The 25,332-nt window shown below is 67.1% G+C and carries 24 protein-coding genes; 12 read left to right on the top strand and 12 right to left on the bottom strand.

Going from position 1 to position 25,332, the window contains the following annotated elements; genetic code table 11:
- Positions 1-10 precede the first annotated feature (10 nt).
- The 3 genes from ACZYSP_RS01635 to ACZYSP_RS01645 are packed head-to-tail and all read right to left on the bottom strand — an operon-like array spanning position 11 to position 2,719.
- Positions 11-838, bottom strand: a complete 828-nt coding sequence (locus ACZYSP_RS01635; RefSeq protein ID WP_489012838.1) for an ABC transporter permease — start codon at positions 836-838, stop codon at positions 11-13.
- The gene (locus ACZYSP_RS01640; protein WP_093054897.1) at positions 835-1,644 is read right to left on the bottom strand and encodes an ABC transporter ATP-binding protein; all 810 of its coding nucleotides are present in this window, start codon (positions 1,642-1,644) and stop codon (positions 835-837) included. Before ACZYSP_RS01640 ends, ACZYSP_RS01635 begins: the two co-directional genes overlap by 4 nt.
- Before the next feature lie 10 nt (positions 1,645-1,654).
- Entirely contained in the window at positions 1,655-2,719 is a 1,065-nt protein-coding gene (locus ACZYSP_RS01645) for an ABC transporter substrate-binding protein (RefSeq protein ID WP_489012839.1), read from the bottom strand.
- Positions 2,720-2,934: 215 nt separating this feature from the next.
- Between ACZYSP_RS01645 and mgrA the strand changes: the two genes are divergently transcribed.
- The 11 genes from mgrA (at position 2,935) to ACZYSP_RS01700 (ending at position 13,580) form a co-directional block, all read left to right on the top strand.
- The gene (gene mgrA / locus ACZYSP_RS01650) at positions 2,935-3,975 is read left to right on the top strand and encodes an L-glyceraldehyde 3-phosphate reductase (protein ID WP_093054901.1); all 1,041 of its coding nucleotides are present in this window, start codon (positions 2,935-2,937) and stop codon (positions 3,973-3,975) included.
- Positions 3,976-4,081: 106 nt separating this feature from the next.
- Positions 4,082-4,279: a hypothetical protein gene (locus ACZYSP_RS01655; protein ID WP_307614151.1), complete on the top strand. Its 198-nt coding sequence runs from the start codon at positions 4,082-4,084 to the stop codon at positions 4,277-4,279.
- A 38-nt stretch (positions 4,280-4,317) separates the two neighbouring features.
- Entirely contained in the window at positions 4,318-4,818 is a 501-nt protein-coding gene (locus ACZYSP_RS01660; RefSeq protein WP_489012840.1) for a P-loop nucleotide/nucleoside kinase family protein, read from the top strand.
- A 101-nt stretch (positions 4,819-4,919) separates the two neighbouring features.
- A complete protein-coding gene (locus ACZYSP_RS01665; protein ID WP_489012841.1) occupies positions 4,920-5,930 on the top strand; it encodes an LLM class flavin-dependent oxidoreductase in 1,011 nt (336 codons plus the stop codon).
- A 42-nt stretch (positions 5,931-5,972) separates the two neighbouring features.
- Entirely contained in the window at positions 5,973-7,313 is a 1,341-nt protein-coding gene (locus ACZYSP_RS01670; protein WP_489012842.1) for an LLM class flavin-dependent oxidoreductase, read from the top strand.
- Positions 7,313-7,852 (top strand): GNAT family N-acetyltransferase, encoded by a 540-nt coding sequence (locus tag ACZYSP_RS01675; protein ID WP_489012843.1) that lies wholly within the window; start codon positions 7,313-7,315, stop codon positions 7,850-7,852. Before ACZYSP_RS01670 ends, ACZYSP_RS01675 begins: the two co-directional genes overlap by 1 nt.
- Positions 7,849-9,684 carry an amino acid ABC transporter permease/ATP-binding protein gene (locus ACZYSP_RS01680; RefSeq protein WP_489012844.1) on the top strand — a complete coding sequence of 612 codons (1,836 nt, stop codon included), beginning with the start codon at positions 7,849-7,851 and terminating at the stop codon, positions 9,682-9,684. Before ACZYSP_RS01675 ends, ACZYSP_RS01680 begins: the two co-directional genes overlap by 4 nt.
- A 36-nt stretch (positions 9,685-9,720) precedes the next feature.
- Positions 9,721-10,641: an ABC transporter substrate-binding protein gene (locus ACZYSP_RS01685; protein ID WP_489012845.1), complete on the top strand. Its 921-nt coding sequence runs from the start codon at positions 9,721-9,723 to the stop codon at positions 10,639-10,641.
- A gap of 8 nt (positions 10,642-10,649) precedes the next feature.
- Positions 10,650-11,588, top strand: coding sequence for an ABC transporter substrate-binding protein (locus tag ACZYSP_RS01690; RefSeq protein ID WP_489012846.1), 939 nt, complete (start codon positions 10,650-10,652; stop codon positions 11,586-11,588).
- On the top strand, positions 11,585-12,592 hold the full coding sequence (locus ACZYSP_RS01695; RefSeq protein ID WP_489012847.1) for an LLM class flavin-dependent oxidoreductase: 1,008 nt from the start codon (positions 11,585-11,587) through the stop codon (positions 12,590-12,592). The genes ACZYSP_RS01690 and ACZYSP_RS01695 overlap by 4 nt, the downstream gene beginning before the upstream one ends.
- Before the next feature lie 193 nt (positions 12,593-12,785).
- Positions 12,786-13,580: a tetratricopeptide repeat protein gene (locus tag ACZYSP_RS01700; RefSeq protein ID WP_489012848.1), complete on the top strand. Its 795-nt coding sequence runs from the start codon at positions 12,786-12,788 to the stop codon at positions 13,578-13,580.
- An 8-nt stretch (positions 13,581-13,588) separates the two neighbouring features.
- Here ACZYSP_RS01700 and ACZYSP_RS01705 read toward each other — a convergent pair whose 3' ends face one another.
- The 3 genes from ACZYSP_RS01705 to ACZYSP_RS01715 are packed head-to-tail and all read right to left on the bottom strand — an operon-like array spanning position 13,589 to position 19,319.
- Entirely contained in the window at positions 13,589-15,526 is a 1,938-nt protein-coding gene (locus ACZYSP_RS01705) for an esterase/lipase family protein (protein WP_489012849.1), read from the bottom strand.
- Positions 15,526-16,557, bottom strand: coding sequence for an Lnb N-terminal periplasmic domain-containing protein (locus tag ACZYSP_RS01710; RefSeq protein WP_093173748.1), 1,032 nt, complete (start codon positions 16,555-16,557; stop codon positions 15,526-15,528). Before ACZYSP_RS01710 ends, ACZYSP_RS01705 begins: the two co-directional genes overlap by 1 nt.
- Before the next feature lie 59 nt (positions 16,558-16,616).
- Positions 16,617-19,319, bottom strand: a complete 2,703-nt coding sequence (locus tag ACZYSP_RS01715; RefSeq protein WP_489012850.1) for a bifunctional acetate--CoA ligase family protein/GNAT family N-acetyltransferase — start codon at positions 19,317-19,319, stop codon at positions 16,617-16,619.
- Positions 19,320-19,420: 101 nt separating this feature from the next.
- Here ACZYSP_RS01715 and ACZYSP_RS01720 point away from each other — a divergent pair, with 101 nt between their 5' ends.
- Positions 19,421-19,915 (top strand): arsenate-mycothiol transferase ArsC, encoded by a 495-nt coding sequence (locus tag ACZYSP_RS01720; protein WP_489012851.1) that lies wholly within the window; start codon positions 19,421-19,423, stop codon positions 19,913-19,915.
- A gap of 34 nt (positions 19,916-19,949) precedes the next feature.
- Here the strand turns inward: ACZYSP_RS01720 and ACZYSP_RS01725 are convergent, their stop codons facing one another.
- The 6 genes from ACZYSP_RS01725 to ACZYSP_RS01750 form a co-directional block, all read right to left on the bottom strand.
- Positions 19,950-20,156: a dodecin gene (locus ACZYSP_RS01725; RefSeq protein WP_093058332.1), complete on the bottom strand. Its 207-nt coding sequence runs from the start codon at positions 20,154-20,156 to the stop codon at positions 19,950-19,952.
- Positions 20,157-20,222: 66 nt separating this feature from the next.
- Positions 20,223-21,386: a c-type cytochrome gene (locus ACZYSP_RS01730; protein ID WP_489012852.1), complete on the bottom strand. Its 1,164-nt coding sequence runs from the start codon at positions 21,384-21,386 to the stop codon at positions 20,223-20,225.
- A 1-nt stretch (position 21,387) separates the two neighbouring features.
- Entirely contained in the window at positions 21,388-22,191 is an 804-nt protein-coding gene (locus ACZYSP_RS01735) for an ABC transporter ATP-binding protein (protein WP_489012853.1), read from the bottom strand.
- A complete protein-coding gene (locus ACZYSP_RS01740; RefSeq protein WP_093058335.1) occupies positions 22,185-23,258 on the bottom strand; it encodes an ABC transporter permease in 1,074 nt (357 codons plus the stop codon). Before ACZYSP_RS01740 ends, ACZYSP_RS01735 begins: the two co-directional genes overlap by 7 nt.
- Positions 23,255-24,271, bottom strand: coding sequence for an ABC transporter substrate-binding protein (locus tag ACZYSP_RS01745; RefSeq protein WP_489012854.1), 1,017 nt, complete (start codon positions 24,269-24,271; stop codon positions 23,255-23,257). The genes ACZYSP_RS01740 and ACZYSP_RS01745 overlap by 4 nt, the downstream gene beginning before the upstream one ends.
- 95 nt (positions 24,272-24,366) lie before the next feature.
- Positions 24,367-25,278 (bottom strand): LysR family transcriptional regulator, encoded by a 912-nt coding sequence (locus ACZYSP_RS01750; RefSeq protein WP_307614165.1) that lies wholly within the window; start codon positions 25,276-25,278, stop codon positions 24,367-24,369.
- Positions 25,279-25,332: the final 54 nt, after the last annotated feature.

Here is a 25,332-nt window from a genome sequence, read left to right on the forward strand (position 1 = left end):
GGAAGCAGCGTCACTCATCGAGACTCAACCCCCTGCGCCAGCGCAGCAACCGCCGCTCCAGCAGCGCAAGCAGGTAGTTGAGCACCAGCCCCAGCACTGCCAGCAGCAGGATGCCCGCATACATGGTCGGTATCTGGAAGGTCTCCTGCGAATTCAGCGTGAGAAAGCCCAGCCCCGAATGCGCGCCGATCATCTCGGCCGCCACCAGCGCGGTGATGCTGTACGCCCCCGCCAGCCGCACGCCGGTGAAGATCGACGGCAGCGACGCCGGCAGCACCACCTTGAAGAAGATGAAGCGCTGCGACGCGCCCATCGACAGCGCCGAGTTCACGAGCAGCCGGTCGACCTGCTTCACGCCGCTCACCGTGCTCAGCAGCACGGGCCAGAACGAGGCCCAGAAGATGATCGCCACCTTCGACAGCTCGCCGATGCCCAGGAACAGGATGAACACCGGAAACAGCGCGAAGGCAGAAGTCTGGCGAAAGAGCTGCAGCACCGGATCGACGATGGCCGCCAGCCGCCTTGAACTGCCGATCAGCAGGCCCAGCACCACGCCAGAGAAGCTCGCGAGCACCAGTCCCCACAGCGAGCGCTGCAGGCTCGCGGCCATGTGCTTCCAGAGCTGGCCGGTGTCGACGAGTTGGGCGATGCTCGCGATCACGGCGGAAGGCGGGCTCAGGTAGGCATCGCTCACGATGCCAAGGCGCGGCAGGGCCTCCCACAGCGCCAGGAAGATCACGATGCCGATGCCGCGTTCGGCCACCCGGCCGAGGCCGCGAGCGAACTTGAAGAGTCGGCTGGGCGAACGAACCACTGGAGCGTCGAGCACGGCACTCATGACACGACCCCTTCGAGCGATCTGGGCCGCAGGCCGATCTGCACTTCGTCCTTCAGCACCTCCCACGCACGCTGGCGCAGCGCGGCGAACTCGGCCGAGTGACGAAGCTCCGCCGAGCGCGGCCGTGCAAGCGGAATGTCGATGATGTCCTTGATGCGGCCGGGCCGCTGCGTCATCACCGCCACGCGGTCCGACAGGTACACCGCTTCTTCCAGGCTGTGCGTGATGAACACGATGGTCTTGCGGTACTGCTCCCAGATACGCAGCAGCTCGCCCTGGAGAATCTCGCGCGTCTGCGCATCGAGCGCGGCGAAGGGCTCGTCCATCAGCAGCACGTCGGGCTTGTAGGCGAGCGAGCGCGCAATGGCCACACGCTGTTTCATGCCACCAGAAATCTCGTGCGGGTATCGGTCAGCAAAGCCATGCAGCCCGACCAGTTCGAGATATTCGTGCGCGGTGCGGCGACGCTCGGCCTTGCCGACGCCACGTATCTCGAGCCCGACAGCGATGTTGTCGAGCACCGAGAGCCAAGGAAACAGCGCATAGCCCTGGAACACCACACCCTGGTTGCGATTGATGCCCGCGAGCGGCTGGCCGTTGATGGCAATGCGCCCGCCGGTGCGCTCGGTCAGCCCGGCCAGGATGCCGAGAAAGGTCGACTTGCCGCAGCCCGACGGGCCGAGCACCGAGAGGAATTCACCCTCGCGCACGTCGAGGTCGAAGCCTTCGAGCACACGCACGCGTTCGCTCGCGCCGCGGGCTGCGTAGTCCATCCGCACATCGCGGGCAGAGATCTTGATGGTCATCGGCGCGTGCTCAGGCCTTCGTGGCGATCTTGTTGGCGAAGGGGTTGAACTCGTTCGTGTACACGTCCTTCACCGCCACCTTGCCGGAGGCGAGCTTGCCTTCGGATTGCAGGATGTCGATGTAGTACTGGATCGGCGGCTCGGTCACCACCAGGTCGTCGACGTAGGCATAGCGGTCGACGTTCTTCAGGTCCATGTTGATGCGCTTGGCCACCAGCTTGCGGGCTTCCTCGGTGTTGGCGTTGACCCAGTTGCCGGCCTTGGCCAGTGCAACGACCACGTCGCGCACCGCCTCGGGGTGCTGGCGGATGAACTGGCCGTGCGCGCTGTACGGCGCCATGCCGCCGAGGCCGCCGTCGAGGTCGAAGTCGCTCCACAGCCGCATCAGTTGCTCGGCGTTGTCGGCGCGGCCCGAGAAGGGCGCGTGGATGATCGCCAGGTCGGTGTTGCGCGTTACCAGCGTCTGCTCGGCCTGCTCGTCGGGAATGACGACGAAGTTGATCTTGTTCACGTCCACGCCGTGCTGGCGCAGGTACTTCTTGGTGACGAACTCGGCGCAGGCGCCGAAGCTGTTGAAGCCGATGGTCTTGCCTTCGAGGTCCTTCGGTTCGCGGATGCCCGAGTCCTTGCGTACGAAGTACTTCATGTGCGGCGCTTCCTGCAGCGTCTTGCCGCCTGCCGCCACCACTTTGAGGTCGGCGCCCGAGGCAATGGCCGAGATCACCAGCGGCACCATGCGGCTGCCGAAGTCGATCTCGCCCGTGCCCACCAGCGGAATGATCTGCGGTGCGGCGATCTTGCCCACGTACTCGGGGCGCGTGTTCGTGCCCTCGAAGTAGCCGAGCTCGTCGGCCAGGTAGATCAGGTCGAATGAGGGGTTGTTCGGATACTTGAACGCAACCTTCTCGCCGACCTTCTTCACCACGGCCGGAGCGCCGCCGGCCGATGCGGTCTTGCCTTCGTCGCGCGAGCAACCCGCCAGCAACAGGCCACCGAGGCCCCCGGCCGCGGTCAGCGAGGCGAAAGTCTTGAGCGCAAGGCGGCGCGAAGGGAGGGAAGAGGCTTCGATGGGCATGGCGGCGCGCTCCGGCAGGGGAGCGGTCTGGGAGTTGGCGGAGCGCCGATGCTAGAAAGCGCCCCGCGCCGCGCCAACGAAGAAAACCGCCTATGCATATGCGGCGACGGATAAGCGCGACAGCGGCGTGGAAATGCTTGCCGCGCTGTGCCTGCGGGGGCATCCTCGACGGCTCTTTTCCTTTTCTCCATCCACCGTCAAGACAAGACACACCCATGACCTACCACGCCGACTCCAAGCGCTACGACGCCATTCCCTACCGCCGCGTCGGGCGCAGCGGGCTCGTGCTGCCCGCCATCTCGCTCGGGCTTTGGCACAACTTCGGGGACACCACCTCCATTGCCACGCAGCGCCAACTGCTGCGCACGGCCTTCGACCTGGGCATCAACCACTTCGACCTGGCCAACAACTACGGCCCGCCGTACGGCAGCGCCGAGACCAACTTCGGCCGGCTGCTGCGCGAGGACTTCAAGCCGTACCGCGACGAACTCATCATTTCGAGCAAGGCCGGCTGGGACATGTGGCCGGGTCCGTACGGACAGGGCGGCGGTTCGCGCAAATACGTGCTCGCGAGCCTCGACCAAAGCCTGCAGCGGCTGGGCGTGGACTACGTAGACATCTTCTATTCGCACCGCTTCGACCCGCACACGCCGCTGGAAGAAACCGCTTCCGCGCTGGCCCAGGCCGTGCAGCAGGGCAAGGCGCTGTACATCGGCATTTCGTCTTACTCGGCCGGCAAGACGCGCGAGATCGCCGCGCTGCTGCGCGAGTGGAAGGTGCCGCTCTTGATCCATCAGCCGGCCTACAACCTGTTCAACCGCTGGATCGAGAAAGACCTGTTGAACGCGACTGACGAACTGGGCGCCGGCGTCATCGCTTTCACGCCGCTCGCGCAGGGTCTGCTGACCGACAAGTATCTGAAGGGCATTCCGGCCGATGCTCGAATCAACCGGCCCGGCGGCGGCTCGCTCAAGCAGGAGCACCTGTCCGAAGCCAATGTGGAGCGTGCCCGCGCGCTCAACGAGATCGCGAAGCGCCGCGGCCAGACGCTGGCGCAGCTCGCGCTGACGTGGACGCTGCGCGATCCGCGCGTCAGCTCCGCGCTGATCGGCGCGAGCCGGCCCGAGCAGATCGTCGACAACGTTGCGGCGCTGTCGCATGCACCGTTGAGCACAGAGGAGCTGGCCGAGATCGACAAGTACGCGGTGGAAGGCGGCGTCAATCTCTGGGAGAAGCCCTCGACCGATTTCGCCTGAAGCCCGGGATCGCGATTCGCGAACCGCATCAGGTAACTTGGAATCCGTCTTTGGAAAAGCAGTGGCACTGCGCAGAATCGGCCGAAGTTTTCTTTCGACCGTTGCCATGCCACTGCGCACCCACTACGTTTCTCCGGCGGCCCAGGCCCGCCACGTTCTCGCCCTGACAACCAAGGCCTGGCGCATTCCGCCAAGCTCGGCACACGAAGTGGCGCGGCGCGCGCCGCATGGCTATGTGCCGGCAAGGGCGCTGCGGCGGCTGCATGCTGCGGCCGCTCTGGCCTTGCTGCCGCATTCGTGGTGAACTCCGCACCAGGGCCCTGAACCTGGAGACGCAAGAAGATGCTGATCGTTCTGGGTGGCCTGCCCGGCACCGGCAAGACCACCATCGCACGCGAGATAGCCGCGCTCGTGCCTTGCGTGTACCTGCGCATCGACACCATCGAGCAGGCACTGCGCTCGGCTGGTGTGCTGGCTGGTGACGTGGGGCCAGGAGGCTACGTCGTGGCCTACGAGCTGGCCCGCTCCAATCTTTCGCTCGGGCTGATGGTCGTGGCTGACTGCGTCAATCCATTGCCAGTTACGCGCGAGGCATGGCAGGCTGTTGCGGCGGACGCCTCGTCGCGCATCGTCGAGGTCGAGATCGTGTGTTCGGACATCCCCGAGCATCGGCGCCGCGTCGAGCAGCGAAGCATCGATGTGCCGGGCCTCGTGCCACCGACATGGGCGGCCGTGCAGCAGCGCGACTACGAACCGTGGACCACGCAACGTCTCGTCATCGACACTGCGTCCGTCAGCGCGCGCGAGGCCGCGCAATCGATCCTGTCTTACCTGCGCGACTGAGCACTCAGCAGATATCGATATAGAAATTCGGCGCAACCGGTGCGCACGATGCCCAAGAGAATTTGAAGCAATTCTTTCAAGGGCGCTTCCCGCCTCACACCGTGTCCTACTCGCTGTCCCTGCTCGACAAGAGCCTGATCCCCGAAGGCGCCGACGCCGCACAGGCGTTCCAGCACACCATCTCGCTCGCACAGAGCGCTGAGCGGCTGGGCTACCGCCGCTACTGGCTCGCCGAACATCACGGCAACAAGAACTACGCAGGCTCGGCGCCCGAGGTGCTGGCCGCGCACGTGCTTGCGAAGACTTCGCGCATCCGCGTGGGCACGGGTGGCGTCATGCTGCAGCACTACAGCCCGTTCAAGGTGGCCGAGACGTTTCGCGTGCTGGCCTCGCTGGCACCGGGTCGCGTGGACCTGGGCATCGGCAAGGCGCCGGGCGGCCTGCCGCTGACGAGCAAGGCGCTGCAGTGGCTGCACGATCCGGTGAAGAAGGGCGAAGACTTCGGCGTGCGCCTGGCCGAGCTCGATGCATTCCTGCACGACGGCATTGCCTCCGGCCATGCGCTGGCCGGTGCGGTCGCCACGCCAAACCCGCCACAGCTGCCGCAGCGCGTGCTGCTCGGCGGCAGCCCCGAGAGCGCGGTGCTTGCCGCGCGCCTCGGCTGGCAGTTCGTCTATGCGGGGCACTTCAACGGCGACCCGGTGAATCTCGCGCAATCACTCGATGCCTATCGCGCGGAGTCGGGGCGCGCACCGATGCTCGCGCTCTTTGCATTCGCGGCAGAGACGCACGAGAAGGCCGCGGAGCTTGTCGGCGCGCTGCGCAGCTTCCGCGTGCACCTGCCCACCGGCCAGAGCGTCAACCTGCCGAGCCTCGAAGCCGCTGCCGAGTTCGCGCGGCAGGCTGGCGTGAGCGACTACCGCACCGAAGAACGCCGCCCTCATGTGGTCGCGGGCACCGGTGAAGAGGTGCGCGATGCGCTCGATGCGCTGAGCGAGCGCTATGGCATCGAGGAGTTCGTCATCGACATCCCGGTGGCCGGTTTCGCGGAGCGTCACGCATCCGTCGAACTGCTCGCCAAGGCGCACAAATCGACACCCGTGCCGGCCTGAGCCTTTCCTTTCCATTCCAGAAGAGACAAGAGAGCAATCGTCATGAGCAACAACATCAAGTTCGGCGTCATGCTGCAGGGGGCCGGCAGCCACATGAATTCCTGGAAGCATCCGGGCGGTCCTGCGGATGCCAGCGTGAACCTCGATTTCTTCGTGCGCACCGCACAGAAGGCCGAAGCAGCAGGCATCGCCTTCGCATTCGTGGCGGACGGGCTCTACATCAACGAGAAATCTATCCCGCACTTTCTCAACCGCTTTGAGCCGATTTCGATCCTGTCAGCGCTCGCGACCGTGACCTCGAAGATCGGCCTCGCGGGCACTGTCTCCAGCTCGTACAGCGACCCGTTCACGGTGGCACGCCAGTTCGGCTCGCTCGACCTGATCAGCGGCGGGCGCGCGGGCTGGAACGTGGTGACCACGCCGCTCGAAGGCAGCGCCAAGAATTACAGCCGCGCGCACCCCGAGCACGCATTGCGCTACGAGATCGCCGACGAGTACCTGGCCGTCACGCAAGGCCTGTGGGACAGTTGGGACGACGACGCCTTCGTGCGCAACCGCGAGAGCGGCCAGTTCTTCGACCGCGAGAAGCTGCACCCGCTGGACCACAAGGGGCGCTTCTTCCAGGTGTCGGGCCCGCTGAACATCCAGCGCTCGCCGCAGGGGCAGCCGGTGATCTTCCAGGCTGGCTCGTCGGACGCGGGCATCGGGCTCGCGGGCAAGTATGCGGACGCGGTGTTCACCCATTCGCCTTCGCTGGAAGACACGCGCAGCTTCCTGCGGCAGGTGAAGGCCAGCGCCGTCGCACAAGGCCGCCAGGCCGACGACGTGAAGATCTTCCCCGGCATCGGCCCGGTGGTCGCGGCCACCGAGGCGGAGGCCGAGGCCAAGTACCGCGCCATCCGCGAGCTGCTGACGGTGGAAGAGGCACTGGCCTACCTCGGCCGCTTCTTCGACCACCACGACTTCAGCCAGTACCCGCTGGACGCGCCGTTCCCCGAGCTGGGCGAGATCGGCCGCAACAGCTTTCGCTCGACAACCGACCGCATCAAGGCCAATGCGAAGGCTAAGGGCCAGACCCTGCGCGAAGTGGCGCTCGAAGTGGCCACGCCACGCACGCAGTTCGTGGGCACCGGCGAGCGCATTGCCGACGAGATCATCCGCTGGGTGGACGAGGGCGCGGCCGATGGCTTCATCCTCGGATTTCCGGTGCTGGGGCAGGGCCTCGACGACTTCATCGAGTTCGTGATTCCGGTGCTGGAAGCGCGCGGGCGCTACCAGCGCGAACTGCCCAGTCACACGCTGCGTGACCACCTGGGCCTGCCGCGCAAGGCGAGCCGCCATGCGGCGCAGGAAGTCGCGCCCGCAGTGCGGAAGGCTGCCTGATGAGCGAACAGTTCCTCTACACCACGCCGCTCGACCCGCGCGCGAAGCCGCTCATCGAAGGCCTGGCCTTCGAGTACGACAGCCGCTACGGCGACGTGCTGCGCGAGCCGGGTGCGCCGCGCGAGATGGACCGCTATCCGCCCGAGGTGTTCGCGCCATCGCACGGCGGCAACTTCGTGCTGCTGCTGCGCGACGGCGTTGCCATCGGTGGCGGCGCGTTCATGCGCCACGACGAGCGCACAGCGGAACTCAAGCGCGTGTGGACGCACAGCGACCTGCGGCGGCAGGGCCTGGCCAGCAAGGTGCTCGCGGAACTGGAAGCACAGGTGCTGCGGCAGGGCTATGAGCGCATCTACCTGACGACCGGCTTTCGCCAGCCTGAGGCCGTGGGCCTGTATCTCGGCCATGGCTACACGGCGCTGTTCGATCCGCCTGTCGACCCGGAGACGCCGCGCAAGCTGCCGTTCGAGAAGTACTTGAACACGGGGCGCCATCACGGTCGCCTTGCAGAGCAACAGGCCGGGGCGGTGCAGCGATGAATACGACCGTTCTCGATGCCGGCGCCGAGCCGCGAAGCCCCGTACCGGTTCGCGCGCCGCAACCGCAGCGCCCAGCACCTGCACCAGTGCCCGCGAAGGGCGACTACTCGCACTTTCGCGTCGTGCCGGCCAGATACCCCGCGCGAACGGCCGGCACGATCTTCGCGGTGCTGGTCATCGGCATCGTGCTGCATTCGACACTGACCAACCCGCGCTGGGGCTGGGGCGTATTCGCGCAATGGTTCTTCGCCGAGCCTGTGCTGCAAGGCCTGGGCCGCACATTGCTGCTGACGGCGCTGGGCGCGCTGCTGGGCTTTTTCTTCGGCACTGCTCTGGCGTTGGCGCGTGTGTCCCGCTCGCCGCTGCTGGCGCGGCTGGCCTGGGTGTTCACCTGGATCTTCCGGTCGATTCCGGTGATCGTGCTGCTGCTGATCATCAACAACCTGGGCTATCTCTACGAGACGGTGACGCTGGGCATTCCGGGCACCGACGTCACCTTCTTCTCGTACCCGACAACGCAACTGATCAGCCCGTTCGTGGCGGCGCTGCTGGGCCTCACGCTGAACCAGGCGGCCTTTGCCTCGGAGATCGTGCGCGGCGGCATCCTGTCGGTGGAGCAGGGGCAGCTGGAAGCGGCGGCGGCGCTGGGGCTGTCGCGCACGCGGCAGTCCTTTCGCATCGTGCTGCCGCAGGCCATGCGAACCATTCTGCCCACGGCGTTCAACGACATCATCGGGCTGGCCAAGGGCACGTCGAACCTCTACATCCTGGCGCTGCCCGAGCTGTTCTACACGATCCAGATCATCTACCGGCGCAACCTGGAAGTGATTCCGCTGCTGATGGTGGCGACGGTGTGGTACCTCATCATCCTCACGGTGCTGTCGGTGGTGCAGCATTACGTCGAGCGGCATTTCTCGCGCGGTGCGCTGCGCAATCCGCCGAGCTCGTGGCTTGGCGGCGTGGTGCGCGGGCTGTGGCGCGTGAAGGTGCCGGCGGCGCGGCCTGTGGCCGAGGAAGCATCTGTTGCCGATGCCCCTGCACAGGTGCCGCGATGGACCGATCCGCTCACGCAGGGTGGCGAGGTCACTATCCACGGCGTTTCGAAGAGCTTCGGCGCGCTCAAGGTGCTCGACGACGTGACGCTGACCGTGGGGCAGGGCAGCGTGACGGTCATCCTCGGCCAGTCGGGTTCGGGCAAGTCGACGCTGCTGCGCGCCATCAACCACCTGGAGCGCGTGGACGACGGCTTCATTGCCATCGACGGCGAGCTCATCGGCTACCGCCGCGACGAAGACACGCTCTACGAGCTGCACGAGAAGGAAATTCTCAAGCGCCGCGTCGACGTGGGCATGGTGTTCCAGAACTTCAACCTGTTCCCGCACCTCACGGTGCTGGAGAACATCGTGGAGGCGCCGGTGTCGGTGCGCGGCCTGCCGCGTGCCGAGGCCGAGGCGCTGGCCTCCGAACTGCTGGTGCGCGTTGGCCTGAGCGACAAGACGCACGCCTATCCAAGACAGCTCTCCGGCGGCCAGCAGCAGCGCGTGGCGATTGCCCGTGCGCTGGCGCTCAGGCCGAAGGTGCTGCTGTTCGACGAGCCCACCTCGGCGCTCGACCCCGAACTGGTCGGCGAGGTGCTGGCCGTCATCAAGGAGCTGGCGCGCTCGGGCACCACGCTGGTCATCGTCACGCACGAGATCGGCTTTGCCCGCGAAGTGGCCGACACCATCGTCTTCATGGAGCGCGGGCGGATTCTCGAAACCGGCTCGCCCGACAAGGTGTTCAGCGCGCCCGAGCATCCGCGCACGGCCGAGTTCCTGGCCAAGGTTCTTTGACTTTTCCTTTCTTCCCTTCTTGCTGCATTGCCCTTCATGACCCATCGACGAAACATCCTGTCCGTTCTCCTGGCCGCACTGCTGGTGCCGTTGGCCGCATCGGCCCAGCCGGCACCCGACCTGAGCCCCGAGCAGCCCGGCCGCCCGCGCGCGCAGAAGATCGACGAGGCCATCAAGCTCGCGAAGGACTTCAAGTTCCAGAAGGAAGGCGTGCTCGTCGTCGGCACGACCACCGGCCGCCTGCCGTTCGCCGCCTATGCGACAGACACGAAGACGCCGGTGGGCAACGCCCCCGACATCGCGCAGCTGGTGGCCGACAGCCTCGGTCGCAAGCTGGAGCTTGTGTCCACCGCCTGGGCCGACTGGCCGCTGGGCTTGCAGTCGGGCAAGTTCGACGTGGTGGTGTCCAACGTGACCGTCACGGAAGAGCGCAAGGAGAAGTTCGACTTCTCGACTTACCGCAACGACCAGATCGGCATCTACGTGAAGTCGGACAGCAAGCTCGGCGCGATCAAGGAGCCGAAGGACATCGCGGGCCTGAAGCTGATCGTTTCCGCCAGCACCAACCAGGAGCAGATTCTTCTGCGCTGGAACAAGCAGAACGTGGCGGCCGGGCTGAAGCCGGTGGAGATCCAGTACTACGACGACGATGTGGTGCAGCGCCTGGCCATCCAGTCGGGCCGCGCCGATGCCTACGTGGGCCCGAACGCCATCGCTGCCTACGAGGCGCGCGACGGCAAGACGAAGCTCGCGGGCGTGTTCTCGGGCGGCTGGCCGCAGACGGCCGAGATTGCCGTTACCTCGCGCAAGGGCTCGGGCCTTGCCGATGCGGTCACGCTGGCGCTGAACACGCAAATCAAGAACGGCAACTACGCCAAGGCGCTGTCGCGCTGGAACCTGGAGTCGGAGGCCATCGCAGCCTCGCGCACCAACCCGCCGGGCCTGCCGAAGAACTGATGATGGCCATGACTTTTCTCAAGCACGCCTGGATCGCCCGTGGCCTTGTCGCGCTCACGCTCGTGGCCGGCGTGGCCCATGCCGCCGACAAGTTCGACTTCAGCCCTGAGCAACGCGGCCGCCTGCGCACCGGCAAGGACGCCGAGGCCGTCAACGCGATTCCGCCGGGCTTCAAGTTCGTGAAGGAAGGCGTGCTGACGGTCGCGATCGCACCGTTCGCGCCACCCATATCGACCTACGCCACCGACGCGAAGACCGTCGTCGGCTTCGACCCCGACTTCGCGCTGCTCATCGCCGAAGCATTGGGCCTCAAGCTCGACCTGCAGCCCATTGCCTGGGCCGACTGGCCGCTGGGCCTGAGCTCGGGCAAGTACGACGCCGTGATCTCCAACGTGGGCGTGACCGAGCAGCGCAAGGAGAAGTTCGACTTCTCGACCTATCGCCTCGGCCTGCACGGCTTCTATGTGCGCACCGACAGCGCCATCAAGTCGATCAGGGAGCGGAAGGACGTTGCGGGCCTGAAGCTGACGACCGGCGCCGGCACCAACCAGGAGCGCATCCTGCTCGAGTGGAACCGGCAGAACGTTGCGGCAGGTTTGAAGCCCGTCGAGATCCAGTACTACGACGACGATGTGACGCGCACGCTGGCGGTGGTCACCAAGCGGGTCGACGCCAATTTCAATCCGAATGCGCCACAGGCTTACGAGGCGGCGAAGAACGGGCAGATCAGGCTGGTCGGCACGGTCAATGCGGGTTGGCCGCTGAAGTCGGACGTGGCCATTGCCACGCGCAAGGGCAGCGGCCTCGCGGCGGCGCTGACCACCGCGGCCAACAACCTGATCCGCAACGGCACCTATGCCAAGGCGCTCGCGCGCTGGAGCCTGGCCGAAGAGGCGTTGCCAAAGTCGGAGACCAACCCGCCCGGGTTGCCGAAGTTCGCGCCGTGAGCATTCGCCATCTCGCATTCCTGACGCCGGGCAACTACGCCGAGGCCGACCCTTTCGCGGGCATCGAGGCCGCGCTGAAGCTCTTCGAGTTCGGCGAGAAGCAGGGCTTCAACGGCGCATGGGTACGGCAGCGCCATCTGGAGCGCGGTGTGTCGTCGGCCGCGACCTTCCTGGCCGCCGCGACGCAGCGCACGTGCCGCATCGAACTGGGCGCGGCGGTGATCCAGATGGGGTACGAGAACCCGTTCCGTCTCGCCGAAGACCTGGCCACGGTCGATGTGCTGTCGCGCGGCCGGGTGCAAGTGGGCCTGAGCGCTGGCGCGCCGCTGCATGGAGCACTGCTCGGCAACCGCTTCTACGACGTGGCGGCGAACACCATCGACTTCACGCACAAGCGCGTGGGGCGGCTCAAGGCCAATCTGGAAGACACACTGCTTGGGGATGACCAGACTTTTGTCGAATCGGCCAGCGGACGTGTGCGGCCACGTGTGCAGCCCCATGCACCGGGCCTGATCGACCGGCTCTGGTATGGCGGCGGCTCGCTGCGCTCGGTCGAATGGGCGGGGCGCAACGGGTTCAATTTGCTGCTGGGCAATGTGCTCTCGGGCGAGACCACCGACGACTTTCTGCAGGCGCAGCTGGGCTTGATCGAGCGCTATCGCGCCAGCGAGGCGGACGCGCGCAAGGGCAGGGTGGCGCTGGGCCGCGTGATCGTGCCGCTCGATGGCGCCGATGCCGCCACGCGCAAGCGCTACCGCGAGTTCGCGGCAGGACGCGTCGAACGCACGCTGGCACCGCAGGGTGAGCGGCGCACGCTGTTCGCGACCGATCTCGTGGGCACGTCCGATGAAATCCTGGAGCGCCTGCGGCACGACCCGGTGCTGCCGCATGTGAGCGAATTGCGCGTGGAGCTGCCCTACAACTTCAGCAGCGAGGACTACGAACAGATATTGACCGACCTGTCCGGCCGCATAGCGCCGGAGCTTGGTTGGCGATCGCTTTGATCTGGAGGAGGAAATGAGAGGAAGCAGGAGTTGAGTTCGAGGTGAGTCGGAGTCGGGTTGCGCTTTCTTGTGCAATTCGATGGACGGCTTTGGGCGGGCCCTTGGGCCCGCTTTTTTTCGCCTTGCGCCGAGCGGCTAAAGTGGCGCGCTCCTGCCTGTTACCCGCGTGTAGATCCTCAAGACATCCGACACCATGCCTTTCCGATTCATCCAGCGGCTTGCCGCACGTCTTGCCGGCTCGGCTTCCACATCCAATTCCCCGGCGGAAAGCCGGTTGGCGGTGAAGCCAGGCGACCTGCTTACCCAACGCGACGGACAGGTCTGGCGGGCCGTCTGGATCCTCGAAGTCGACCCATGGCCCGATGGAACGGCGGCCGCCCATTGCCTGAGCTACAAGCCGATGGACGCCAAGCCCACGGCCGATTCCCTGAACCAGGCGGAGGTGTCGATATGGCATGCCCCCATCGACGCAGGCAGCTTCGGTGAGGAGGGCTGGGAGCTGATCGGCAACCGGCAGCCCACCGAAGAAGACCTGATCGGCTTTGCCGAGTACCTGAGGCTCACGGACTTTCCGCGCTACCTCGAGGTGACCGGAAAGGACAGCAAGGAGATCGTCCGCGAGGCCAACGCGCATTACCTGCGCGGGAATGAACTCTGCGAGCAGGGCAGGAAACAGGAGGGCATTGCCGAGTACGACGCGGCGGTGGAGCTCTTTCCGCTGTTCTTCGAAGCCATCGACAACCGGGCGTTCACCCACATGGAACTCGGGAATTTCCGTGAAGCGCTGAACGACTTCGAGCAGTCGCTGCGGGTGAATCCCGACGGGCCGGCTGCTTTCTTCTCAAAGGGCGAGTGCCTCATGCGGCTGGGAGAGCTGGCCGCCGCGGAGGCAATCTTCGCGGAGGGAGCGGAGCGCTTTCCCGAGAAGAAGGCGCTCTTCCAGGACTTCCTGAAGCGCGTGCGGGCGCAGCGCTCCGCGAAGAGGTAGCCGCGCGGTCAGCGCGGCGGCTGCGAACGCAGCTGCTCCCTGAGGATCCGCCGTATCTCCAGGATCGCCAACGGATTCTCCTGCACGCTGTGCGCTGACGGAATCACCAGCTCCGATGCCGCGCCGTCCAGGTGCGAGCTTGCGTACGGCACGATGCCGTCGCTCGACAGCGCCTGCGCCACGCCCGGCGTGTCGTTGCCGATGATCGAATGAAAACGCACGCGCGGATTCATCGGCAGCCCCGATGACAGCCGCACGAACGGATCGCGGTCGCTCAGGTTGTCGATGCTGTTGGGAATGCGCAGCGGCTCCTGGCCCTGCGTGCTGGGCGCGATGCGGATCAGTTCGCGCGAGATGTCGCTCAGCTGCCCCAGCATTGCCACCGGCAGCGTGATGAGGTTGGCCACCCAGCGCGAGACGCGGTTGTTGGCAAAGTCGGTGCCGCGGTGCGGCGAGGCGATGAAGATCGCGTCGCTCACCTGCGGCAGCGGCTCGAAGCGCAGGTAGGGCGCGAGCTTTTCTTCCATGCGCTGCTGCTGCGCGCCCTGCATCGGGTAGCTGGCCAGCAGCGCCTCCCAGAGCTTGTCTTCCGACGACGACACCATCAGCCGCGACAGCACGCCGCCCATGCTGTGGCCAATCAGCGTGATGTTGTTCGAGGCCTCGGCCTTGCCCGTGGGGTCGAAGTGCGCAAGCGTCTGCGTGACGGCTTCGCGGATCGCGAAGTTGTTGATCGGCAGCGGTGCGTTGGTGGGGTAATACACCTGCCAGATCTGGTAGCGGCGGCGCAGCGTTTCGTCGCCGAGCACTTCGTTGGCCACGTTGATCCACGCCTCGGGGCTGCTCGCGAGGCCGTGCAGCATGATGACTGTGCGGCGGTTCGGGTCGTAGGGCTGCATCAGGTAGATGCGCGGCTGCGTGAGCCCGTCGCGGCCGCCGAACAGGCTGCGCAGGGCCTGCAGCGCGAAGTCGGAGCGCGCGAGCCACAGGCCATAGCCCGAGGTGAAGTTGGCGGCCAGTGGCACCTCCTGCCCGGCCAGCTGCACGTTGGCGGTGCGGTACGGGTCGTAGGCCGCAATGCGCAGCGTGTGGGTGCGCAGGATCTCGTCGAGATTGGCGCCGTCGAACAGCAGCAGCGCTGTGACGGCGGGGAAGGGCATCTCGCGGTAGGGCGGCCGGGGCGGGCGCTTGTCGTCGGCCGGGCCGGGCGTTGCCTCGTCGTCCGTGCGCTTGGCGTTTGCCGCCACCAGCTCCGCGCCGAAGCCGTCGCGCCGGTAGGTGTTGCGCAGGCCAGAGAAGGTGAGCGAGGCGGCGGGAATCAGTTCGTCAGGCAGCGGCGCGCTGGTGGGCAGGCGCAGTGCTGATACGTCGGTTTCGATGCGCCAGTCGCCTACCTGCGGCACTTCCGGGGGCGGGTCCGATGGCGAACCGGTGCGCCGGTAGGTCTTGAAGAGGCCGGTAATGGCCTGCTGCACCGCGTAGTTGTAGTAGTCGCGAACCTGCGTCTGCCGGTCTTCGAAGGCGCGGTCGCGCGGCTTGCGGGCGGTGTAGAACAGGTAGGCGTAGGCATGGCGCGCGGTTTCGAGCCAGGCCTCGATGGCCGTGGTGGCCGATGAATCTGGCTGCGCTGCGGTGCCGCCTTTGTCTGCCGCGAGCGCTACCTGCAGCCACACTTCCGACAGCGCGGACAGCCGCTGTTCGTCGCTCAGGCCCGATGAGTCGGCCAGCGCATTGCGGCAGGCCTGGCCGTCCTTGCGGCACAGATCGGCGTCGGAGCCGATCACGCGCAGCACTTCCTGTGCGGAGGTGCTGAGCTCGCCGGTGGTGAGCACGTCGCCGCGGCGCTGCGCGAGGTATTCGGCCGGCGAGATCGAGCCGACCTTCACGCCCGCGCAACCGGCCAGCAGCACGGCGGTACACAAAAGGCAAAGAAAGCGCATGCGCATCACGGCTTCGCCTTGGGGGCCTTGGAGTCCTCGAGGCCCGGCAGGCCTTGCCGGATCGCCTGCGAGAAGTTCACGCCCGGCGCCGCCTTGTCGGTGGCGATGGCACGGTCGGTGATGCGGCCCGCCGCGCGCAGCGCTTCCATGCTGTAGCCGGGCGTAAGGCCGCCCACGTCGTAGAGGTAGTCGGGCAGGTAGCCCGAGGCCAGCAACCGCCAGTCCATCGGCAGGCCGGGCACGATGCGCTTGGCCAATGCATACACGATGGTGGTGCAGTTGGCGGTGAGCGTGTTGTAGAAGCTGGCCTCGCGCACCAGCGCCGCGCTTTCGCCCAGGTAGGCCACGAACAGCGAGCGCATTTCCTGCTGCGGCAGGCGCACGCGGTACATGTAGACGTCTTCGCCACGCACGTTGGTACGCACGCGCATGATGTCGTGCTCGTCGGCCGCAACGAGGCTGGTCTCGAACTGCTTGAAGAAGCCGCCGACCGACGAGAAGCTTTCACCGCGCTCCTTGCGGATCTCGATGGAGAAGGTAACGAACTGCCCGTCATCGAAACCGAAGGACACCAGCGTGTGCGCGATGGCGGGGCCGCTCCAGTACGAGAGCGCCACGTCGACCGAGCGCAGGCGGTCGAGGTCGTAGCTGCGCGTTTCCCAGCGCTGGGTGTAGTCGGTGTCGCTGCGCCATTCGAAGTTGCGCACGTTGTCCATCGTCACGATGTTGCCGTCGACATGGGCGTGCAACTGGCGGGACACGTCATCGGCCCACAGGCGGTTCTGCGAGGGCAGGATGGTGCCCCACCAGCCCATCAGCAATGCGAAGCCAACCACGTAGGAGAGCAGGGCGCGCGCTGCCTTGCCGCGCCACAGCAGCGCGATGGCGGCAAGGCCGAAGCCGGCCCACAGCACGCCTGCGCCGATCTTCACGAAGGAAGGCCCCGGCAACTGATACCAAAGTGCCATGCAGGCCCACATCGCCGACAGCAATACGACTAGCGATGCCGCGAAGCGGCCGAGGAAGCGCAGGAACATTCAGGTCATCGGAGAGTGAGGCGCGATTATCTCCGCCCGACCCGGGCGCCCCGGGGCCTCTACAGCATGTACGTCACGAGCTTGAAGTCCGGGTCTTCGGGGAAGGGCTTCACGGTGAAGCCAAGCCTGCGCACCAGCTTCAGCATGTCGGGGTTGTTGGCCAGCACCAGCCCGTCGATCTCGGCCAGGCCCTTGTCGCGCGCCACGTCGATGATGCTTTCCATCAGCCGCGAGCCGATGCCCTTGCCGCTGAACTCGTCGGCCACCACCAGCGAGAACTCGCAGCTGGTCTGGTCGGGGTTGGTGATGTAGCGCGACACGCCCACGATGTGCTCGCTTTCGAGCACGGTGCCGTCGGGCGACACGCTGCGCTCCATCACCACCGCCACCAGCGCCATCTCGCGGTCGTAGTCGATCAGCGTGAAGCGCGACAGCATCGAGGGCGGCAGCTCGTGGAAGCGCGAGACAAAGCGGAACCAGCGGCTCTCGGGCGACAGGCCCTGCACCAGCGCCTGCAGCATCTGCGCGTCGTTGGGATGAACCGGCCGCACGATGTACGTGCCGCCACCGGGCAGCGGCCATTCACGCCGGTAGCGCGCGGGATACGGCATGATGGCCAGGTGCTGGTAGCCGTTGACCGCGTTGCTGACGTGGGCCGCCACCGCCTGCGTGGTGCTGCCGACCACGATGCGCGCATCGACCGAAATGGCGCCCGACTCGTCCACGATGATGGGGTTGATGTCCATCTCGCGCAGCTCGGGCAGCTCGCACACCATTTCGGACACGCGCAGCAGCACGTCTTCGAGTGCTTCCATGTTCACTGCATGAGCGCCGCGCCATTCGCCCAGCGTCTCGGCCACGCGCGAGCGCTCGATGAGCCGGTGCGCAAGAAACTGGTTGAGCGGCGGCAGTTCCATGGCGCGGTCGTTCAGCAGCTCGATCATGGTGCCGCCCGCGCCGAAAACGATGACGGGGCCGAAGGGCTGGTCGGTGACCATGCCCACGTAGATCTCGCGCCCGCGCCGCGCGCGCACCATCTTCTGCACGGTCACACCGTTGATGCGGGCCTCGGGCGCGAGGCGGGCAACGCGCTCCATCATCTCGACGTAGGTGTCGCGCGCGCTGGTGCCGTTCAGCACGTTGAGCGCCACGCCTTCCACGTCGGACTTGTGCGCGATGTCGGGCGAGTCGATCTTCAGCGCCACCGGAAAGCCCAGCTGCGTCGCGATCATCATGGCCTCGCTGGCGCTGCGTGCGAGCAGCGTACGCGTGATCGGAATGTGGAAGGACGACAGCAGCGACTTCGATTCCATCTCGGTCAGCACATGGCGCCGCTCGGCCAGCACGCTTTCGATGATCAGGCGCGCGCCCTCGATGTCGGGCTTGGCCAGTGCCGACAGCGGCGGCGGCGTCTGCTGCAGCAACTGCTGGTTCTGATAGAAGGCCGCGATGTTGCCGAAGGCGCCCACCGCGGCTTCAGGCGTGCGAAAGCTCGGAATGGTGGCGTCGGCCAGTACCGAGCGCGCCTTGCCCACGGACGAGTCGCCCATCCAGCAGGCCAGCAGCGGCTTGTTCATCGGCCGGGGAATGTCGGCCAGCGCTTTCGCGGTGGCAGCTGCGTCGGCGCCGGCCTTGGGAGAGAAGATGGCGAGCACGCCGTCGACCTGGCTGTCGGCCGAGGCGGCATCGATGGCGGCGCGGTAATGCGCGGGCAGGGCCTCTTCGGAAAGATCGATCAGGTCGTTCAACGATGCGAGCGGGGGCAGGGTGGGCTGCAGCAGCTTCTGCGCGGGCGCGGAAAGCTTGCCCAGGTGGAGGCCGATCTCGTTGATCCAGTCGGCCGCCAGCACACCAGGACCGCCGCCGTTGGTGACCACGGCCAGGCGCTTGCCCACCGGCCGGTAGCGCGAGGCCAGGCACTTGGCGGCCGAGAACAGCTCGACGAAGGAGCGAACCCGCACCGCGCCCGCGCGGCGCAGCGCGGCATCGAACACGTCGTCGCTGCCCACGATGGCGGCGCTGTGCGTCTGCGCGGCCTCGTTGCCCGCCGGCTTGCGCCCGGCCTTGAGCACCACCACCGGTTTGGCATGCGAGGCCGAGCGCAGCGCGCTCATGAAGCGCCGCGCATCGGCAATGCCTTCGAGGTACACGATGATGCTGTGCGTGGCCTGGTCGTTGGCCAGGAAGTCAAGCACCTGCGGAATGTCGACCGAGGTGTGCGGGCCCAGCGACACCACGCTCGAAAAGCCGACGCCGTTCTGGCGCGCCCAGTCGAGCATCGAGGCTGTGAGCGCGCCAGATTGCGCCACCAGCGCGAGCGGCCCTGGTCTGGCCAGTGGCCCGGCCACGCTGGCATTAAGGTGCAGCAGCGGCCGCTGGAAGCCCAGCGAATTCGGCCCCAGCAGGTGCACGCCTTCGCGGCGTGCGATCTTGCGCCATTGCGCTGCCTCGTCGGCGCCGATGCCACTCGAAAGAACCACCGCCGCCTTGCAGCCGATGCGCCCCGCGATTTCAAGCGCGGCCGCCACGTCGCGCGGCGCCAGCGCGATCAGCGCGAGATCGGCATGGGTCTGGGCCAGTTCTTCGAGCGTGCCCTTGGTGCGCACGTCCAGAAAGCGCAGGGTGCCGTCGAAACGGTCGGCACGGAAGGCCTCGCGCAGCGTGCGGCCCGCAGGGGTCTGGCCGCCCGGGTCGTCGGCGTGGCCGACGAAGGCCACGATGGAGGCGGGTGCGAAAAGCGGGGTCAGGAAATGCTTGTCCATGCCCCCAAGTCTGCACCGTTCCGCACCGTTCGGGGGCAGTTGCACAGGGTCTTGACCTAAGTCATGACGTGGTCAGCGCGCTTGGCTATATTCAAGGCTCCATGCAAAAACGTATTGGCGTGATCTTCGTCTCGCGACGAAATTCATTGCGCAGCATCCTTGCCGAAGCGTGCCTCGCGCACCTGGACCCGAAGCGGTTCTCGGTATCTTCCTGCGGTCAACCCGGGCACATTGCCCGTGAGTTCCATCTCGCGGCCGTTGCCGCATTGACGAGCGCCAGCATCCCCCCTCCCGAACGGCCGCTGCGCAGCTGGGACGAGCTGGTGCGCGCGAATGCCTCCCCGGCGGACTTCGTCATCACGCTGGACGCGGCCAGCGCATCCCGCCAGCCGTCATGGCCCGGCCAGCCCGACGCGGCGCTATGGGCCTACCCCGACATCGCCGGCGGCGACGACCTGGAGAAGACCGCGCACGACGCCGTCCAGATGCTGTTCTCGCTGCGCCGCCGGCTCGAACTGCTGGTGAGCCTGCCGATGCAGGGGGCGGACCGCTCGGCCGTTCGCTCCGATGTGCGGGACCTGGGATACATGCGTTAGCAGAGGCCCTGGCTCGAACGCCCCCGCGTTCGGCTCACTCCAGCGTGAAGCCGATCTTCAGCGTCACCTGCCAGTGCGCGACCTTGCCGTCCACCACGTGCCCGCGCGTCTCGGTGACGGTGAACCACTGGATGTTGCGCAGCGTTTCGTGCGCCTTGGCGATGGCGGTTTGCACGGCGTCTTCGATGCCGGTTGAGGAGGAGCCCGTCAGCTCCAGCGATTTGTAGACGTGGTTGGACATGGGGTCTGTCTCCTTCTGGGTTGATGGGCGATGGGCCCGGAAAACATCGTAGTCCTGTTGCGGGCGTCAGTGGACGAATCCGCCCTTGACGAAGCGCACGGGTTCGGCGTCCATGCGCGCGATGAGTGCGCCCAGGCCGTCCGGCGCCAACGGCCGCGTGCCAGCCGATGCAGGCTGCTCGGTGCGGCACAGCAGGTCGTCGTCACTCCACGCGCCTTTGCCGGGTTCGCCGCGCGCGCGAAGCCAGCCGTCGCGGTCCACGATCAGCTGCGTGCCCGCGAGTTGCGAGGTCGCGGCGACCAGCGAGAAGGCGGCCCATGCGGCGGGCGAGGCGGCGATGCAATCGTCGGCCTGCGATGCGGCGGCCTTGGCGTCCGGCGCAAGGAACACGGTGACGAGGCGCGGGTCGTCGAGCAGCGGCGGCACGCTCGCACCCGCAGCCACGATCCGCAAGCGCTGCCCGCGCCAACTGCTCAGACTGCGTAGCGGCTTGCCCTTGCATTGCACAGCCACATCGGGCGGAGCGACCGGCTGCGTCCACAGCCCGGCCGCACGCAGGCTTTCACCCGCGCCCTGCGCTTTCATGAAGTCGATCAGCGCCCAGGCATCCGCGTCGCGCAGCACACCGCCGAAGCCGGGCATCGTCGGGGCGCCGCGCCGGTCGCGCATGCCATTCATCACATGCCAGAGCACATCGCCGTCGGCGCGCCGCCACAGCAGCGGCCCGCCAAGATTGGGCGGCCACACGGGTTGTGAAGCTGCCAGCGGTCCTTGTCCACGCCCATCGGTGCCATGGCAGGCCACGCACTGCGCCGCATACAGCACGCGCCCGCGCTCGATGCTGTCTGCGGTGAAGCCCGTGGGCGATGTCTGGAAGCTGGTCGGGTACGCGGGTACCAGCACCACGTTGGCTTCGGGCCAGGGCGCCAGCGCGACCAGCAACGCGGCCGCCGCAACGAGCCACACGCGGCGACGACGCCAGAGGGCGGCGAGCAGCAGCGTCAGCACCGCCACCGCAAGCACGACCACCGTGAGCCCGAGCCGTCGCGCCTGGCCAAGATCGATCAGCAGGTTCTCGCCCGACAACCGCAGCGCCCACGGCCATGCCGGCTGGCCGTGCGCGTGCGAGACCAGCCCCAGCGCATCGAGCAGGCGCAACAGCTGCAGTTGCGCGCCCTGCAGCAGGCCGACCAGCAGGTTGAGCCAACCGGCCTCGGGCAAAACGTTCATGTCACCACGTGGCGTCGAGTCCCAGGTGCTTGAGCGCCTCGTGCCGCAATTCGGCCAGCCGCGGGTCGCCACGATGGCGCGGGTAAGGCAGATCGACCACCAGTTCCGCCGCAATGCGCGCCGGCCGGTCGCTCAGCACGATCACGCGGTTGGCCAGGAACAGCGCCTCTTCCACGTCGTGCGTGACCAGCAGCGCCGAGAAGCCGGCGCGCTGCCACAGGTTGACCAGCTCGCTCTGCATCGCGATGCGCGTGAGCGAATCGAGCTTGCCCAGCGGCTCGTCGAGCACCAGCAGCTGCGGGTCGTTGACCAGCGCACGCGCCAATGCCACGCGCTGCGCCATGCCACCGGAGAGGTGATGCGGAAAGGCTTTCGCGAATTCGGTGAGGCCCACGAGCTTGAGCGCTTCGTCGACGCGGGCGCGCTGTTCCTTCAGCACGCCGCGCGCCTGCAGGCCCAGCGCCACGTTGTCCCACACGCTGCGCCATGGGTAGAGCGTCGGGTCCTGGAACACGACGATGCGCGACGGGTCGGGCCGCGTGATGGCTTCGCCGTTCTGCGTGATGGTGCCGGCGGTTGCGGGTTCGAGCCCGGCCACCAGCCGCAGCAGGGTCGACTTGCCGCAACCGCTGGGCCCCAGCAGCGCGACGAACTCGCCGGGGCGCACCTGCAGGTCGACGCCGTCGAGCACCTGCAGCACGCCGCCGGACACCTCGAACCAGTGGCTGACGCCGCGGATGTCGATGTGGGCGCCGCCAGTGGTCGTTGCCGGGGCGGGTGGGGAAGGGAGTACGGCGTTCACCATTTGACGGTTCCTTTCTGCCAGGACAGCACGCGGTCGCGCACCTTGAAGAGCAGCGTGATGAGGCCCGAGCACAGCGCGGCCATGACGAACAGCGCCGCGTACATGTTGGCGTATGCAGCCCAGCCCTGGGCCCACTGCAGATACCAGCCGAGCCCGGCCTTCACGCCCATCATCTCGGCCGTGATCAGCACCGAGAACGAGGCGCCAAGGCCCATGAACAGGCCGACGAACACCTGCGGCAGGGCGGCTGGAATCGCCACCCGCAACACCAGGAAGCGCTCCGAAGCACCCAGCGTGCGCGCCACGTCGTAGTAGCTCTTGTGCACCGAGGCCACGCCCGACCAGGTGAGCACCGCCACCGGGAAGAAGGTGGCCAGCCCCACGAGGAACACGGCGGCCGAATAGCTCGACGGCGCGAAGAAGAAGGCCAGCGGCAGCAGCGCCGACGCCGGCACCGGCCCCAGGAAGCGCAGCAGCGGATGCACCCAGTACCCCGCGATGCGCGACCAGCCGATCGACACGCCAGTGACAAAGCCGATCAGCGCGCCCAGCACGAAACCATTGGCCAGCAGGCGCAGCGAATACGCGGTCGACAGGCCCAGGCGTTGCCAGTCCTCATGAACCACGTCGATCAGGCTCTGCGGCGGAGCGAAGAAAGGCGAGGGCAGCACGCCGAGCTTGGCGGTGCCGATCTCCCACAGCGCAAGCACTACGGCCAGCGCGACCAGCCATTGCCCGGCCGGCCGCAGCGTGCGCGCCAGCTTGCCCGCGCGGTGGCCCAGCAGCGAAATGGCGAAGAGCAGGGCGGCGACCACCAGCGTGGCAATGCCGAACTCGCGCGTGAAGGCCCAGTCGTTGAAGCCGACTTCCTTGTTCGGCCACAGCAGCGTGAGAAGGCCCAGCGCGACCCAGGCGGCTGCAGCGAGCAGGCCGGTGGGCCAGATGCCGGTGGGGGCGGGAGGGCGCAGCGCAACCGTCTGCGGGGTTTTCTGCCGCGGTGCGTGATGAGCGGGCGCATTGCCCTGCAACCCGAGCGGCGAGTCCAGAACCTGTTCAGCGGTGGTCATGCGAGAACGTCCAGCGACACGTGATTGGCGAAGCGCGCTACGTCAGTGCTTTTCTTCAGGATGCCGGCGTTGCGGAAGTCGGCGGCGAAAGCTTCCACCTCGTTGCGCAGCGCCTTGCCGGCCGGATGGTGCTTGTAGGTAAGCTCGGCCAGCAGCTTCTGCAGGTCTTCGAGCGGCACCTTGGGCGCGTATTTCGAATAGATCCTGGCGGCTTCGTTCGGGTTCTCCGACACGTAGTCGGAGGCCTGCGCGAGCGCGCGCACCACGGCGGCCGCGCGTGGCTTGTCGTTTCGCGCCAGCTCGCCGCGGGCGCCGACGATGCAGCACAGGCGCTCGGCGTATTCGCCCTTGGCGCTGTTGGCGATCTCGGTGAAGACGCCGGGGTTGCGCTTCTCGATGAGAAACACGTTCGGGTCGCCGTCGGCAATCGCGTGGATCTCGCCCTTCTTCACGGCCACGTCGAGCAGGTCCGCGGGGTAGACGCGCCAGTCGACGTCCTTCTCGATGTCGATGCCTTTCTTCGCGAGATGAATGGCATAGAACTGCCTGGCCGGGCTGTTCTGGTCCGACACGCCGATGGTCTTGCCCTTGAGGCTGGCAAGGTCGGTCGTCACGCCCGAGGCCTTGGCCCCCACCAGCCGCAGGCAGCCGCCGTGCACGCTGCCCACCACCTTGACGTCGAAGCCCGCCTCCAGCGGCTTCACCCAGCGGTGGATCAGGCCCACGCCCACGTCGGCCTTGGCGGTCGCCAGTGCCTCCAGCATCTGGTCGGACGAGCCTGCCCAGTTGAGCAGCTCGACGTCGAGCCCGTTCTTCTCGAAGAAACCCCGCTCCAGTGCCACCGGTACCGGGGCCAGGCAGAAGCCGGCCTGGCTCCAGGCGAAGGTGAGTTTGCGTGGCTGCGAGCGTGCCACGGAGGCGAGCAGGGCACCGGAGCCCACGATGGCTGCCGCCGCCCCGGCCTGCAGCACGCTGCGGCGCGAAGGCGGTAAGTGATCGAGAGGAACGGTCATCGCAAGCTTCTCCACCGAAAAATTGGAAGCAGCGAGTGTTGGCGCGCGAGGCCCGCGCGGCCAACGAATGAATGCGGCTATGGATATGCGCGCAACTACTTTTCCCTGGCGCCGAAGCTCTCCGCCAGGAATTCGACGATGGCCTGCACCCGCGCCGTGCGCCCCTTGCGGCTAGGCACCAGCAGCGTGACCGGCGCGCTGTCGAACTGCCAGTCGGCCAGCACGCGCACCAGCGTGCCGCGTGCCACGGCGTCGGCCGCGTCCCATTCGGAGCGCAGCACCAAGCCCATGCCCTGTTCGGCCCACTGGCGGGCCACGCCGCCGTCGTTGGTAACGTAGGCGGGCGAGATGCGCAGGGTCTGGGGTTTGGCCCTGGCGGCTGCGCGGCTGGCCGGGCGCACGTGCCATAGCGTCACGTCTTCATCGTTCTCGCGGATGCTGATGCAGCCGTGCGCCATCACGTCGCGTGGCACGCGGGGCACGCCGTGCAGGCGCAGGTATTCCGGGCTCGCACACAGCCAGCGCTCGTTGGCGCTCAGCGTGCGCGCCACCCACGACGAGTCGCGCACCGTGCCGATATGGATCACTGCGTCGGCGTCGTGCCGGTCGGGCCATGGGGTTTCGCGCAGGTCGAGCTGCACGCTCAGCCCCGGGTGCAGCCGGGCGAAGCGCGCGAGCATGGGCGCTATGTACTGCCGGCCGTAGCCGAAGGGCGCGGCGATGCGCAGCGTGCCGGTGAGCCGCTGGTCGTCGCGCTGCATCGATTCGCGCAGCCCCTCGATCTGGCCGAGCAGCGCTGCCGCCTCGCGCGCGAAGCGTTCGCCCTCGGGCGTGAGGCTCAGCCGCCGCGCGGTGCGGGTGGCGAGCGACAGGCCCAGCGTGGCTTCGAGCTTGCGCAGCCGCATCGACAGCGCGGGCGGTGTGACGTCGAGCGCGCGCGCCGCGGCGCTCAGCGAAGGTTCGCGCAGCAGGGCGGCCGCAAGCTGCATGTCTTCGATCTGGATCATTAACTTGTACTTAACGATTGATGACCGTGCATTGAAGCACAAGCATGGCCTTGA

This window comes from Variovorax sp. F042, assembly GCF_057814215.1.